General features: G+C 71.4%; 19 protein-coding genes. 10 read left to right on the top strand and 9 right to left on the bottom strand.

The window, feature by feature from the left end:
- Positions 1-94: 94 nt before the first annotated feature.
- Positions 95-1,024 carry a LysR family transcriptional regulator gene (locus tag BM339_RS09855; RefSeq protein ID WP_075020665.1) on the top strand — a complete coding sequence of 310 codons (930 nt, stop codon included), beginning with the start codon at positions 95-97 and terminating at the stop codon, positions 1,022-1,024.
- Here the strand turns inward: BM339_RS09855 and BM339_RS09850 are convergent.
- Both BM339_RS09850 and BM339_RS09845 read right to left on the bottom strand, forming a co-directional pair.
- Positions 1,014-1,844: an ABC transporter permease gene (locus BM339_RS09850; protein ID WP_075020664.1), complete on the bottom strand. Its 831-nt coding sequence runs from the start codon at positions 1,842-1,844 to the stop codon at positions 1,014-1,016. The two genes, BM339_RS09855 and BM339_RS09850, sit on opposite strands and share 11 nt — an antisense overlap.
- A complete protein-coding gene (locus BM339_RS09845) occupies positions 1,841-2,809 on the bottom strand; it encodes a daunorubicin resistance protein DrrA family ABC transporter ATP-binding protein (RefSeq protein ID WP_021595234.1) in 969 nt (322 codons plus the stop codon). The genes BM339_RS09850 and BM339_RS09845 overlap by 4 nt, the downstream gene beginning before the upstream one ends.
- 98 nt (positions 2,810-2,907) lie before the next feature.
- On the opposite strand from BM339_RS09845, the gene BM339_RS09840 reads away from it, so the two are divergent.
- The 4 genes from BM339_RS09840 (at position 2,908) to BM339_RS09825 (ending at position 4,966) form a co-directional block, all read left to right on the top strand.
- Positions 2,908-3,672 (top strand): TetR/AcrR family transcriptional regulator, encoded by a 765-nt coding sequence (locus BM339_RS09840; RefSeq protein ID WP_024936139.1) that lies wholly within the window; start codon positions 2,908-2,910, stop codon positions 3,670-3,672.
- Between the two features lie 63 nt (positions 3,673-3,735).
- A complete protein-coding gene (locus tag BM339_RS09835) occupies positions 3,736-4,104 on the top strand; it encodes a DUF1801 domain-containing protein (protein WP_075020663.1) in 369 nt (122 codons plus the stop codon).
- A 48-nt stretch (positions 4,105-4,152) separates the two neighbouring features.
- The gene (locus BM339_RS09830; protein ID WP_021595231.1) at positions 4,153-4,455 is read left to right on the top strand and encodes an ArsR/SmtB family transcription factor; all 303 of its coding nucleotides are present in this window, start codon (positions 4,153-4,155) and stop codon (positions 4,453-4,455) included.
- On the top strand, positions 4,445-4,966 hold the full coding sequence (locus tag BM339_RS09825; protein ID WP_218163618.1) for a YbaK/EbsC family protein: 522 nt from the start codon (positions 4,445-4,447) through the stop codon (positions 4,964-4,966). Before BM339_RS09830 ends, BM339_RS09825 begins: the two co-directional genes overlap by 11 nt.
- Before the next feature lie 61 nt (positions 4,967-5,027).
- Here the strand turns inward: BM339_RS09825 and BM339_RS09820 are convergent, their stop codons facing one another.
- The gene (locus BM339_RS09820) at positions 5,028-5,651 is read right to left on the bottom strand and encodes a class F sortase (protein ID WP_024936140.1); all 624 of its coding nucleotides are present in this window, start codon (positions 5,649-5,651) and stop codon (positions 5,028-5,030) included.
- 53 nt (positions 5,652-5,704) lie between these two features.
- On the bottom strand, positions 5,705-6,217 hold the full coding sequence (locus BM339_RS09815; RefSeq protein WP_075020662.1) for a hypothetical protein: 513 nt from the start codon (positions 6,215-6,217) through the stop codon (positions 5,705-5,707).
- A gap of 277 nt (positions 6,218-6,494) precedes the next feature.
- On the opposite strand from BM339_RS09815, the gene BM339_RS09810 reads away from it, so the two are divergent.
- Positions 6,495-6,857, top strand: coding sequence for an MmcQ/YjbR family DNA-binding protein (locus BM339_RS09810; protein WP_075020661.1), 363 nt, complete (start codon positions 6,495-6,497; stop codon positions 6,855-6,857).
- 17 nt (positions 6,858-6,874) lie between these two features.
- Here BM339_RS09810 and BM339_RS09805 read toward each other — a convergent pair whose 3' ends face one another.
- The gene (locus BM339_RS09805; protein WP_075020660.1) at positions 6,875-7,420 is read right to left on the bottom strand and encodes a hypothetical protein; all 546 of its coding nucleotides are present in this window, start codon (positions 7,418-7,420) and stop codon (positions 6,875-6,877) included.
- Positions 7,421-7,487: 67 nt separating this feature from the next.
- Between BM339_RS09805 and BM339_RS09800 the strand changes: the two genes are divergently transcribed.
- Positions 7,488-8,324 (top strand): hypothetical protein, encoded by an 837-nt coding sequence (locus tag BM339_RS09800; RefSeq protein WP_075020659.1) that lies wholly within the window; start codon positions 7,488-7,490, stop codon positions 8,322-8,324.
- Positions 8,325-8,339: 15 nt separating this feature from the next.
- Here BM339_RS09800 and BM339_RS09795 read toward each other — a convergent pair whose 3' ends face one another.
- On the bottom strand, positions 8,340-8,723 hold the full coding sequence (locus BM339_RS09795) for a nuclear transport factor 2 family protein (RefSeq protein WP_021595223.1): 384 nt from the start codon (positions 8,721-8,723) through the stop codon (positions 8,340-8,342).
- An 87-nt stretch (positions 8,724-8,810) separates the two neighbouring features.
- Here BM339_RS09795 and BM339_RS09790 point away from each other — a divergent pair, with 87 nt between their 5' ends.
- Together BM339_RS09790 and BM339_RS09785 are read left to right on the top strand one after the other, a co-directional pair.
- Positions 8,811-9,596, top strand: coding sequence for a helix-turn-helix domain-containing protein (locus tag BM339_RS09790; protein WP_075020658.1), 786 nt, complete (start codon positions 8,811-8,813; stop codon positions 9,594-9,596).
- 60 nt (positions 9,597-9,656) lie between these two features.
- Positions 9,657-9,842: a hypothetical protein gene (locus BM339_RS09785; protein ID WP_021595221.1), complete on the top strand. Its 186-nt coding sequence runs from the start codon at positions 9,657-9,659 to the stop codon at positions 9,840-9,842.
- 13 nt (positions 9,843-9,855) lie between these two features.
- Here BM339_RS09785 and BM339_RS09780 read toward each other — a convergent pair whose 3' ends face one another.
- Both BM339_RS09780 and BM339_RS09775 read right to left on the bottom strand, forming a co-directional pair.
- Entirely contained in the window at positions 9,856-10,275 is a 420-nt protein-coding gene (locus BM339_RS09780) for a TIGR03618 family F420-dependent PPOX class oxidoreductase (protein WP_256255319.1), read from the bottom strand.
- Positions 10,276-10,386: 111 nt separating this feature from the next.
- On the bottom strand, positions 10,387-11,280 hold the full coding sequence (locus tag BM339_RS09775; protein WP_075020656.1) for a LysR family transcriptional regulator: 894 nt from the start codon (positions 11,278-11,280) through the stop codon (positions 10,387-10,389).
- Between the two features lie 134 nt (positions 11,281-11,414).
- On the opposite strand from BM339_RS09775, the gene BM339_RS09770 reads away from it, so the two are divergent.
- On the top strand, positions 11,415-12,722 hold the full coding sequence (locus tag BM339_RS09770) for an FAD-binding oxidoreductase (protein WP_337959905.1): 1,308 nt from the start codon (positions 11,415-11,417) through the stop codon (positions 12,720-12,722).
- Between the two features lie 102 nt (positions 12,723-12,824).
- Here the strand turns inward: BM339_RS09770 and BM339_RS09765 are convergent, their stop codons facing one another.
- Positions 12,825-13,235, bottom strand: a complete 411-nt coding sequence (locus BM339_RS09765; protein ID WP_143118342.1) for a hypothetical protein — start codon at positions 13,233-13,235, stop codon at positions 12,825-12,827.
- Between the last annotated feature and the right edge of the window lie 48 nt (positions 13,236-13,283).

Below are 13,283 nucleotides of genomic sequence, written 5' to 3'. Positions count from 1 at the left end.
TCGGCCCCAGGGATCCAACCGGGCGGCGGGCAGATGATCAAACAACCGCCGGTCGGCCGCCACAACCACGGGTTGTCGCCGCTAGCGTGGCGGGGTGGATCTCAACGCCGTGCGCACCTTCGTCGCCGTCGCGGACGCGGGACGGTTCCAGAGCGCCGCCGACGACCTGTCGATCACCCAGCAGGCCGTGTCCAAGCGCGTCGCCGCGCTGGAGTCGGACCTCGGGGTGCGGCTGTTCACCCGGACGCCGCGCGGCGCGCGGCTCACCATCGACGGGCAGGCGTTCCTGCCGCACGCCCGCGACCTGCTGCGGGCCGAGGAGCGGGCCGCCGCGTCCGTGCGCCCCGGCCGCCGGGCGCTGCGCGTGGACGTGATCGGGCGGCGGCTGGAGCCGGCCGGGCTGCTGCGCGGCTTCCACCGCGCCCACCCCGCGATCGAGCTGGACGTGGTGACGCTGTTCGACCTGGACGCGGCGATCGCCGCCGTCGAGGACGGGACGATCGACGCGTCGTTCCGCGCCGTCGTCCCGTCCGCCCTCCCGGGAGGGATCGAGGCCGCGCGGGTCCGCGACGAGCCGGTCCAGCTCCTCACCGGGCCGGGCCACCGGCTCGCCGCCGCCCGGTCGGTCGGCCCGGACCGGCTCGCGGGGCACCGGATCTGGATGCCCGCGCTCGTCCCCGGCACCGAATGGGCCGCCTTCTACGACGACCTGGCCGCCGCGTTCGGCATCGCCATCGACACGGTCGGGCCGCACTTCGGCACCGAGCCGCTCCTCGACACGATCGCCGACTCCCCGTCGCTGGCGACCTTCGTCGGCGAGGGGACCCGCCTCGTCTGGCCCGTGGACGACGACCTGCGGCGCATCGCCGTCCACGGCCCGACCCCCGTCTACCCGCACTCTCTCGTCTGGCACACCGGCAACCCGCACCCGGCCCTCGTCCGGCTCCGCGACCACCTCACCGGCTCGTACACCCCCTGCCCCGACGGCTGGACGCCGGCCTGGGCCGGCGGCCTCAGCGGCTGAGGCGCTGGTAGCGGCGGACCGCCAGCGGCAGGAAGACCGCCGTGATCACGACCGGCCAGACGATCGCCATCGGCAGGGCGTGCTGCTCGACCCAGGTGCCGCCGACGGCGGCCGGGTTGCCGAACAGCTCGCGGGACGCGGTCACCGTCGCCGACACCGGGTTCCACCGTGCGACCGCGCCGAGCCAGTCCGGCATGAGGGACGGCGCCACGAACGCGCTGGAGATCATCGCGAAGGGGAACGCCACCGCGAACAGGCTCCCGGCGGCCTCCTCGTTCGGCACCAGCAGCCCGAGCAGCACGCCGATCCAGATCAGCGCGAAGCGCAGCAGCAGGAACAGGCCGAACGCGGCGAGGGTGTCCAGCACACCGCCGCCGGAGCGCCAGCCGATCGCCAGCGCGGTCAGGGCCAGCACGAGCAGGTCGAGCGTCGCGCCGATCAGGTCGCCGACGCCGCGTCCCGTCACGACCGCCGAGGGCGCCATCGGCATGGAGCGGAACCGGTCGGTGACGCCGCGCGAGCTGTCGTACACGACGACGTACGCGGTGTTCATGAACCCCATCGCCATCGTCATCCCGAACATGCCCGGCATCAGGAACTCGCGGTAGTCGCCGCCCCCGGGAACCGACATCGCGCTGCCGAAGACGTAGCCGAACAGCAGCACCGAGACGATGGGGAAGCCGAGCTGCCAGGCGATGTTGCTCGGCTGCCGGACGTAGTGGGTCAGGCCCCGCAGGACGATCGTCCAGCAGTCCGCGGCGGCCCAGTAGAGCCGCGCGCCGGCGCCTTCGCCGGCGGCGGTCCCGCCGTGAACGCTCATGCCTCCACCTTCACCTTCGTGTCCTCGGCGGGGTGCCCGGTGAGGCGCAGGAACACCTCGTCCAGGGTCGGGCGCCGGAGCCCGATGTCCTCCACCGCGATGCCGTCGTCCTGGAGCGTGCGGGCCACCTCGGTCAGCGCCGCCACCCGGTCGGTGACGGGCGCGTGCACCCGCGCCGCGCCCTCGTCGACCAGCGGCTCCGCGGACGCGACCCGGGCGACGACGGCCGCGGTCGCGGCCAGGGTGGCGGGATCGCGCACCACGACCTCGATCCGGTCGCCGCCGATCAGCCGCTTCAGCGAGTCGGGCGGGCCGTCGGCGATGACCCGGCCCCGGTCGATGACGGCGATGCGCCCGGCGAGCTGGTCGGCCTCGTCCAGGTACTGCGTCGTCAGCAGCACGGTCGTGCCCTGCTCGACCAGCGACCGGACCGATCCCCACACCTCGTTCCTGCCGCGCGGGTCGAGGCCGGTGGTCGGCTCGTCGAGGAACAGCACGTCCGGTGTCAGGATCATGCTCGCCGCGAGGTCGAGCCGGCGGCGCATCCCGCCGCTGTACTCCTTCACCCCCTTGTCGGCGGCGTCCAGCAGGTCGAACCGCTCCAGCAGCTCCTCCGCGCGCTCGCCCGCGCGCTTCTTGCCGAGGTGGTACAGGCGGCCGAACATGCGCAGGTTCTGCCGGCCGGTGAGGACCTCGTCCAGGGCGGCGTGCTGCCCGGCCAGCCCGATCCGCCGGCGCACCCGCCGGGCCTGCGCGGCGACGTCCAGGCCGGTGACCCGCGCCCGGCCGCCGTCCGGGCGGACGAGCGTGGCCAGGATGCGGACGGCGGTGGTCTTCCCGGCGCCGTTCGGCCCGAGCAGGCCGTAGACCATGCCCCTCGGCACCGCGAGGTCGAAGCCGTCGAGCGCCCGTTTCTCCCCGTACACCTTGCGGACCCCCTCGGCGAGGATCACGTCCTCCGGCATGCCGCCTCCCTAGTTTGCGTATGCCATACGCGAATTAGAGTACACCATACCCAAAGTCCGGGCCGCCGGTCCGGCGGCGTGGTTGTAGCGTCATGTCCATGACGACGGAGCACGACGACGCCCGCGACCTCGGAAGGAGCCTTGAGCTGCTGTGGGGCGACCGGACCCGCCCCCCGCGGGGCCGCCCGGCCACGCTCAGCCTGGACCGGATCGTCGCGGCCGCCGTCGAGGTCGCCGACGAGCTCTCCCGGACCGAGGGGCTCGACGCGCTGTCGATGCGCTCGATCGCGACCCGCCTCGGCGTGGGGACGATGTCGCTCTACCGCTACGTCCCCGGCAAGAGCGAGCTGCTGGACCTCATGCTCGACCACGTCGTCGACTTCCCCGAGGAGGCCGCGCAGCCGGACGGCCGGACCTGGCGCGAGATCCTCACGGCCGACGCCCGGTACCACTGGCGGCTGTGCCTGGACCACCCCTGGTACCCGTTCGTGGACCAGAGCCGGCCGCTCCTCGGCCCGAACGGCCTGCGCGGCCTCGACCGGTTCCTGCGCCTGCTGCGCCCGTTCGGGCTCCCCGACCGGACGCTGATGATGATGATCAGCACCCAGGTCGACTACGTCGAGGGCGTCGCGCGCCGCTACATCAACGAGCGCCGCGCCGAGGCGCGGACCGGCGTCAGCAACGAGCAGTTCTGGCGGGCCCAGGAACCGACCCTGACGGCCGCGCTCACCAGCGGCGACTACCCCACCATGGCCGACCTCTCCGAGGACACCTTCGACTTCTCGTTCGAGGAGCTCTTCGAGTTCGGCCTGACCCGCCTCCACGACGGCTTCGCCCGGCTCCTCGACGAGCACGTCAGGTGACGAAGCCTGCTTCGAACGGCCGGAGCCGTCCGAACTGTCGGCGCCGGGCGCGAGCATGGGCCCATGGGTGACGGAACGGCAGTCCACGAATGGCTGGGCGGCCTGGACGCGCAGGGCCGCGGCCGGGCCGAGGAGCTGTCCGCGCTGGTCCTCTCCGCCGATCCACGGCTGGAGCAGGCGATCAAGTGGGGACGGCTGACCTTCACGACGGCGGACGACTGGCATCACTGGTTGTGCGGCATCGCGGTGACCAAGAAGGGGGTCAAGCTGGTCTTCCACAAGGGGGCGTTGCTGGAGGATCCGCAGCGCGTCCTCATCGGCTCCGGGCGCTACGTCCGGGAGGTATCGGCGGAAGCGGCACTGCGGCAGGCCGAGGACACGGTCGCCTTGGTGCGCAGCGCCATCGCACACCAGACCGACATGCTGGAATGACGCACCGGCGAGTAGAAAGCAAATAAGCTAACTGCCATAATCATCGCCATGCTGGACGTGGAGCTGGTGAAGGCGCTGGCCAACGACAAGCGGCTGCTGATCCTGGAGTGGCTGCGCGACCCGGAGCGGCACTTCCCGCCGCAGCGGGACGGCGACCTCGTCCGGGACGGGGTCTGCTCGCTGTTCATCGCCCAGAAGCTGGGCGTGAGCCAGCCGACCTGCGGCGAGCACCTGCGCGTGCTGTCGCGGGCGGGGCTCGTCCACGGCACGAAGATCAAGCAGTGGGTGTTCTACCGGCGGGACGAGGACCGGATCGCCGAGGCGAAGGAGGCACTGAGCAGTGAGTGGTGAGGGCGGAGCGGGCGTCACCGCCGCCGAGCGCGCGGACCTGTACGAGCGGCTGATCGCGGACCTGGACGCGGCGGGCGCGCGCTACCGGCTGATCGACCACCCGCCCGAGGGGCGGACCGAGGTGGTCAGCGAGATGCGCGGCCACGACGTCGCGCACGCCGCCAAATGCCTGGTCGTCATGGTCAAGATCGGCAAGAAGCAGAGCCGGTACGTGCTGGCCGTGGTGCCCGGTGACGCGCGCCTCGACCTGCAGGCCGTCAAGGCCCTGCTGGACGGCACCTATGTCGCCTTCGCCGGTCGCGACAGGGCCGAGGAACTGGCCGGCAGTGTCAGCGGCACCGTACTGCCGTTCTCCTACAACCCCCGGCTGGAGGTCGTCGCCGATCCGGCGCTGCTCCAGGCGCCCGAGCTGTTCTTCAACGCCGCGCGGCTGGACCGCTCGATCGCCCTGGTCACCGACGACTACCTGCGTCTGGCCTCGCCGCGCATCGCCCCCATCACCGCCCCCTGATGACCGCCGCGCCCGGATTCCTCCCCGGTTTCCGCGTCGCCGGCGCGATCTACGTCGTGGTTCACGGACCGCGGCGGACGGCCGTCTGGGACGCGTAGACGATGATGTTGTCGCGGTAGCTGCCCTTCCCGCGGTCGAACGGGCCGCCGCAGGTGACGAGGCGGAGGCCGGCGTGGTCGAGCGGGCCGTAGACGCGCCGGGTGGGGAACCGGTCCTTGGCGACCCGCTCCACGGACTCGACGGTGAACACGGCCACCTGACCGTCCGCCCGCTTCACCTCGACGCGGTGCCCCGGCCTGACGCGGCCCAGGTCGTAGAAGACCGCGCCCCAGTTCTTGGAGTCGACATGGCCCAGGATCACGGCGGCGCCGCGCTCTCCGGGGGCCGGCCCGCCGGTGTACCAGCCGGCCTCGTCCGGCCGGTCGGCCGACGGGACCTGCACCGAGCCGTCCGGTGCCAGGCCGAGCCTGGTCAGCGGCGCCCGGACGCCGATCGACGGGACGGTCACCTCGACGGGCAGCGAGCGGGGCAGCACCGGCCCGTGGTGATCGACCGGACGAGGCGTCGCCGCCCACGCGGGCGGCTGCGGCGGACCCCCCGGACCGCGCAGCCCCAGCCCCACCACGAGAAGGCCACCGGTCAGCAGAACCAGCGCCACCACCCGCAACCCGACCTTTCCCCGCATACCTCTCTCACCCGCTCGACGAGATTTCCCTTTGGACGGCCACCGGACGCCGGTCAGGACGCGGCCGCACCGCCCCGCCGCCGGACGGCCATCGCCCCGAGCCCGGCCCCCGCCAGCAGCAGGACGCCCCCGCCCGCCAGGAGGGCGGTGTCCGGGCCGCCGGCGCCGCCGCCGAAGCCCGTCCCGACCCCGCCGGTCGGGGTGGCCTTCGTCTTCGGGTGCGCCTTGCCGTCCACGATCTCGATCTGGCCGGTCGACCGGTGGGCGCCGCACCTGACCAGCACCGTGTAGGTGCCGGGGACGGTGTCGTCCTTGACGGTGGCCAGGCCCGCCCGGCCGTCGACCTCCTCGGCCCCGTTCAGCGGCACCGCCCCGCCGACGAACGCCAGCGAGCCCGCCGTGCCGTCGGTCGCGCACTTCTTGCCGACGACGGTGACCTTGCCGCCGGGGTGGGCCTGCCCCGGCTGGACGAGGACGTCCCCCGGGTCGGCCATCGCGGGCGCGGCAAGACCGATCGTCATCGTTCCGAAGACGAGACCGAAGACGGCCGCCTTTCCGAGTCGCATGTTCTCTCCATTACGACACGGCGGCTTACCCGACTTTCAGCCCTGGAACCGTGCCCCCCTATACCTCAATACGATGAAGCCGGCCCCAGTTTGGTTCGAACCCTTTTCCCACACGGAGATCAAAACGCATGATCAGAAATGCACACCAAAAGTTGGCGTGATAGCCATCACATTCCCCCTTCCCCGCACCGACCCGACCTGGAGCGGCGCCGGTGTCGCAGGCGGCTGGTGTACTGGGAGTGGTAGCGGCGGCGCAGGACGGGCAGGTGAGCCGGTGATGGCGGACGACGCGCGGCGCGACCGGGTGATCGCGGAGTGCCTGGCGAAGCCGGGGGCCGCGGAGGACTACCCGTTCGGTGACGAGGTGGCCGTGTTCAAGGTGGCCGGCCGCATGTTCGCGCTGGTGCCGCTGAGCGCGGAGCCGGGGAGCGTCAGCCTCAAGTGCGACCCCGACCTGGCAGCCGACCTGCGCCGGCGCTACAGCGCGGTCGCACCCGGCTACCACCTCAACAAGCGGCACTGGAACACGGTGACCCTCGACGGCTCGGTGCCCGGCGAGGAAGTGCTGGAGATGATCGACCACTCCTACGACCTGGTGGTGGCGCGCCTCACCAAGGCGCAGCGCGAAGCGCTCACCTGAGTCGGGCGGACGCTGCTTCAGCGGTGCCGTTCGGCTACTTCCATGGTCCAGTCGTAGAACGTCACGGGGTCGCCGAGCGCGTCTTGCAGGCCCGGTTCGACGATCGGGGCGTTGGCGGCGGTGAGCAGGTCGAACAGGCCGAGGAAGGTCCATTCCCAGACCATGGCGTCGAAGTTGTAGGCGAGCATGAGGGGAGCGAGCCGCCGCCGTATGCGCGTGACCTCGTCCGGAGGGAACCCGGCTTCGCGTAGCCGTTCGAGGGTGGCGCGCTCGTGTTCGGGGTCGAACGAGGTGTCGAGGAACGGTTCGAGCAGATCATCCCAGGTGTCGGGACGGGATCTCCGGGCGATGCCGTGCCGATGGCAGAACGCCTCCAGATCGGCCGCCTGGTCATGGGGAACGAACAGGGTCTCGCCCTGGGTCGTGCGGATTTCGGGCCGGACGGCCTTCCAGTCGGCGTCACGGATCCGCGCGGGCGTGACCATTCCGCTGGGGTGGACGGTGGCGCCGCGGAAGTCGTAGCGCCGAAAGCAGATGTGGTCCTCTTCGAAGCTGACCTCCACCCGTCCCAAGCTACCAATTGGGCCTTTCCCCGCCTTCACCTCGTCACATAGGGTCACCTTGATCAACATGCGGGAGGCCGACCGAATGGACGAGGCGCAGGCGATCGCCCTGGTGGTGAAGAGGATCAGGTCGCGCAACCTGGATTACCCCACCGACGGACTGGTGGCGGATCGCTACGAGGGCGGCTGGTGCGTGTACGCGTCGGTGGACGTCGACGAGAGCGACCCCGTGGCGTTCCTGGAGATGCCGGTGGGGCGGTTGGTGTTCCTCGTGGGGGAGACCGGCCTCGTCGAAGAGGTGTCGTCCTCGGATCCCCCGCCGAATGCCCAGGAACGCGTTCCCCGTCCTCCCCGGGCCGGGCTGAACGCCGACGAGTACATGGAGGAGTTCGCGCAGTGGTTGGCGGAGGACGGGCCGGACGATCGGCGGGCCGTCGACGACTTCGCCATCGTCGGCCGAGGCGACAGGGATCACGAGAACGAGGTCGGTGTCGAGGCCGCGCAGCGGATCGAGCCGATCGTGCAGCAGTTGGCCCTGCTCGGGCCGCACGGGTGGCGGTGGCTATGGGCGGATTTCGCGTTCACCGTCTCCGCCGAGATCTCCCACCTGCGGTTCTCGTCCCATCAGGGTTCGGTGGTCGTCCCGGTGCCGGAATCGGTCGCCGAACTCGTCCGCGACCAGCGGGACGCCGCGGCGCACATGCCGGCCGGGCCGTGGTGGCGGCTGATGCTGACCGTCACCGACCACGGTGAGACGACCGTGAACTACGACTACGGCGACGGCCCTTTCCCGCACGACCGCCTGCTCGCGCCCGAGCACTACGGCAACGACCTGGACACCTATCCGCGCCCGTACGTGGCGGCGTGGCTGGCCCGCTACATCGAAGGCCCCGACGCGTACTGACGCCGAACCCCCCGGTCAGCGGCCGGCGGTCTCCCACCACTCCAGATGGGCCGCCGCCTGCGCAACCGGCTCGATGATCTCCCAGACCTCGGCGACCAGCCCGTCCTGAACCCGCAGGACGTCGACGACCACGATCTCCGGACCGCCGGGCAACCCGCGCCGTGAGTGCATCACCACGCGGTCGCCGTCGGCCAGCACATGCAGGATCTCGACCCGCATCCCGGCGAGCGGCCCGAGCGCGTAACGCAGGGCCGCGAGCCATTCGACCCTGTTCCTGGTCGAGTCCGGCCGACGGTGGACGAAGTCATCGCTCAGGTACTTCCCGAACGCGTCGACATCGCCCGTCTGGATCAGTTCCGCCAGCGCCCGCTGGACGAAGTTCTTGATTTCTGCGCTCATGGACGCAGTGTTTCCGGAGGCCTCGCGGATTGTCGATGAAATGCCATTTCATGGCGTCCCGAGCCACGATGAGTACCCTCGGTATCCGTGCACACCATCGGGGACCTCCTGCGGCAGTGGCGGCATCGCCGGGGGCTCAGCCAGCTCGATCTCGCGATCGCCGCCGACGTGTCGGCCCGGCACGTCAGCCTGGTCGAGACCGGAAAGACCAACCCGAGCGCCGCCATGGTGTCGCGGCTCGCGGACCAGCTCGACGTGCCGCTGCGCGAGCGCAACCGGCTGCTGCTCGCCGCCGGCTTCGCGCCCCGCTACACCGAGCGTCCGCTTGACGGCGGCGCGCTCTCGGCGGCCGGCGACGCGGTCGGAAGGGTGCTCCGCGCGCACGAGCCGTACCCGGCGCTGGTCTTCGACCGCCACTGGAACATCCTGATGACCAACCGCGCCGTGGACGCGTTCCTCGCCGAGGTCGACCCTGAGCTGCTCGGCCCGCCGATGAACCTGGTCCGCCTGGGGCTGGACCCGCGCGGCTTCGCCCGTCTGGTCGTCAACCTGGCCGACGTCCGCGCGATGTTCCGCCGCCGCATCAGGCGCCAGCTCGCCGCCGCCCCCGACCCCGGCCTCACCGCGCTCTACGAGGAACTCCTCGCCCCCGGACCCGAGGAGCCGGGCCCCGCGGTCGACTCCGACGTGGCCATCCCGATGATCATCCGTCTGGACGGCCGGGAACTGCGGCTGTTCTCGACCATCACCACGTTCGGCACCCCGATGGACATCACGCTGGACGAGGTCGCGATCGAGTCGTATTACCCGGCGGACCCCGAAACCGCCGCCTACTTCACCGACCCGGCGACGACCCCGGTCCGTGAAGCGTAGGCCGGGAGGCGGAACGCGCGCACCGCCGATCGCGTCCTAGTGCCAGGGAGGTTTCGGGCGATGTCGCACACCATCTTCGTGACGAAATGCTTGGTTTTCGGCGGGCTACTCACCCTGGTCGGCGTGTTCTACCTCGGGGTCATGATCTTCACGTGGGATTGGGCGGCCTGGCCGGTCCTCCTCCTGTTCTTCATTCCGGCCCTTCTCTTCTTCGGCATGGCCTATCTCAAGGAGTACTGGTTCTGACGGACGCGCGCCGTCAGGCCGGCGGGTTGGTGTAGACGCGGCGCGGGGTGATGAGCACGGCGGCGCGCCGCTCCTCCGCCATCACCCGGTCGTAGGTGTCCCAGTCGTCGTGAGTGCCGCCGGCGGCGACGAAGACGTCCCGCAGCAACAGACGGAGCGCTTCGCCGTCGATCTCGGGACGCGGGTCGTCGGGGCCGATGAGTTCGGCCTCTCCCTCGACGGCCGCCCAGCGCCAGCCCGCCCGGGCGACGATCGTGATCCGGGGGTCGGCGCGCAGGTGGGCCAGCTTGCGGGAGCCGCCGGTGGCGACGAACCCGACGACCTGATCCTTCCGCACCGGATGGTCCAGCACCCCGGCGTTGACCACCGACGACTGCACGCCGCCATCGCCCCGCAACGTGCTGACCACGCACAAACCGTGATCGAGCGGCACCAGTTCGGCGAATACGGATAGGTCTGTCACGCTGGGCCGCCTCTCTCCAGGCCGTCAACTGGCGACTCCATTGTCCCAGCACGCAAGACCCCTCCCGCGCGCGGGCACCGTTCAGGAGGAAGCGGCCACGTCGTGGGCGGCCTGGGCGAAGGCGCGGACCCGTGCGGTGGCGGCGTCGGCCCGCCACAGCAGGCCCCATCGCAGCGGCGGGGCGTCGCTGATGGGGATGTAGGCGACGTCGGGACGACCGTAGTAGCGCGTGGCCTGGGCGCCGACCGGGAAGGCACCGTGGCCGGCGCCGATGAGGGTGAGCATCTCGTTGAACGTCGAGGCAGAAGGGCCTGGTTCGATCGGCCGTCCCGCGGGGGTGACGCGCGGAGTGCGGTCCTCTCGCAGCGAGACGGGCAGGGTGTCCGGTAGCTGGAGCAGCTTCACCCTCGCCAGATCCTCCAGCGTGATCGAGCTGCGGCGGGCGAACGGATGCTTCGACGACACGGCGAGCGAGCGCGCTTCGGACACCAGCACGGGACCGGTGACGATGTCCGGCTCGTCGATGGGGAACGTGCCCAGCGCGAGATCGACCTGGCCATCGCGCAGCCAGGGCATCAGATCGACCATCTGCGCCTCGCGGAGCCGGACGTCGCAGTCCGGGAGGCGGCGGCGGAACAACTCGGCGGCTCCGGCGAGCAGCTGCCCGCCCGCCGCACCGACGAAGGCCGCCCGCAGGGCGCCGGTCAGGCCGCGGCCGGCGTCGATCGCCCTCGCGAACGCCTCGGCGATCTCGTCCCAGGCGGGCCGGACCTCCTCGTACAGCCGCCGGCCCACCGCGGTCAGCTCGACCCGGCGGCTGGTACGGACGAACAAAGGCACCCCCGTCCGGCGCTCCAGCTTGGCGATCGTCTGGCTGATCCGGGCGGTGGACACGTGCAGGCGCTCGGCGGTGCGGCCGAAGTGGAGCTCCTCGGCCAGGGTCAGGAACGCCTCCAGCTCGTGACGTTCCAGCATGACACCTCCATATCGTTAACTTCAGCTTCACGATTCTTGCACAGGGCCGCATTGATCGGCCCCTCCCGCCGGACGAGGGTGGAACGTGCCAACCAGCGCTGTGACCTGCGCTCTCCACCCGAGATCGGACCACAATGATCAGTAAGCTCCACGACCTGCGCACCGTCGTCCGCGGACGGGTCCTGCTTCCCGGCGACGACGGTTTCGACCAGGCGCGGCGACCCTGGAACCTCGCCGTCGACCAGGCCGTTCCCGCCGTGGTCGAAGCGGCCGACGCCGCCGACGTCGCGGCCGTCGTCCGCTTCGCCCGCGACCGCGGAACGGCCGTCTCGGTCCAGCCCAACGGCCACGGCGCCACCACGAACCTGGACGGCGCCGTCCTCCTGCGCACCCACCGCCTGGACTCCCTCCAGATCGATCCGGTCGCCCGGCGCGCCCGTGTCGGCGCGGGCGTGTCCTCGGGCGGCCTCCAGGCCGCCGTGGCGCCGCACGGCCTGACCGGCCTGCCCGGCAGCTCCCCGGTCGTCAGCGTCACCGGTGTCGCCCTCGGCGGCGGGCTCAGCTGGTTCGGCCGCACCCACGGCTGGGTCGCCGACAGCGTCACGGCCTTCGACATCGTGGACGCCGAAGGGCGGCAGCGGCGCATCACCGCCGACACCGACCCGGACCTCTTCTGGGCCATGCGCGGGGGCGGCGGCTCCTTCGCGATCGTCACCGCCCTGGAACTCACCCTCCACCGTGCGCCGCACCTGTACGGCGGACGGATGCTGTGGCCCATCGACCACGCCCCCGACGTCATGGACGCCTACCGCCGGCTCACCGCCACCGCCCCCGACGACCTGACGCTCTGGCTGGACCTGCTGCACTTCCCCGGCTCCGACCCCATGATCGCCGTCGATGCCGCCTTCCTCGGCCAGGCCGCCGCGGCATGCGACCTGCTCAGCCCGCTGGACCGCCTGCCCCGTCCCGTCGCCGACAGCAGACGGCCCATGACGGTCGCCGAACTCGGCACCATCACCGCCGAGCCCACGGACCCCGGTGCGGGCTCCTCACGCGCCGAACTGCTCACCGGACTGGACGACACAGCGGCCGAAATCCTGCTGGCCGACCCGATCGCCCCGCTGCTGAATGTGCAGATACGCCACCTGGGCGGCGCGTTCACCCACCCGTCCGACAGCCCTCACGGCCCATTGACCGAGCCTTATGCGCTCTACATGTTCGGCGTGCCGGCCGACTCGCCGACAGCCGAGGCCATCACCGCGAAGCAGCGCTCACTCGCCGATGCCCTCCAGCTGAGCGGACGCAAACCCTTCACCTTTCTCAGCCCCGGCGAGACCCCGGCCGACGCCTTCACGCCCGCCGCGCTCCTTCGCCTCCGCGACCTCGAACGCCGTCACAACCCGCACAACACCTTCCGCGCCAACTTCCCCATCTCCGGCTGAACGCACCCCGCGCCGGCGCGTGCGGGCGCGAACGAACGCGCGCCCGGAACGCGATTCCCGCCTTCTCGGGCGCCGTTCAGCGGAGCATCGCCTCCCCGGCGGCTACTTCCACTCGTAGATCTTGGACTCGGTCTTGCCGCTCGCGTCCGCGTCGTACTCGAACATGGCCGCCATGCCGTTGAGGCGCGCGAACCTCTCGGACGTCGTCCGGTAGAAGATCGCGCCGCGGAACGAGGTCGCCCCGTCCTTCAGCAGCCTGCCGGTTCCCGCGCCCTCCCACAGGAGGGTGTCGCCGTCGGCGGACATCGTGCAGCCCTGTCCCTTGCCGCGCAGGACGCCGTCGGCGCCGAGGACCGACACGTACGTCCCCATGTCCACGGTGTCCTCGTCGAGGAGCCGGCCGCGGGACTCGAACGAGACCTCGACCCGGGCCTCGCCCTGCTCGGTCGGCGGCAGCACGCGCGTCCCGGTGACCTGCCCCGAGTCGTGACCGATCTGGTCTCCCATTGCCATCGTCTTCCCCCCTCGAATGGCGAGCACTGGTTCCAGTCGAACACCGCC

Origin of the sequence: Actinomadura madurae (assembly GCF_900115095.1) — a bacterium.
In the GTDB taxonomy this organism is placed as follows: Bacteria; Actinomycetota; Actinomycetes; order Streptosporangiales; family Streptosporangiaceae; genus Spirillospora; species Spirillospora madurae.
Note: the sequence above shows the minus strand (reverse complement) of the source record. Positions and strands in the feature narration are given on the sequence as shown.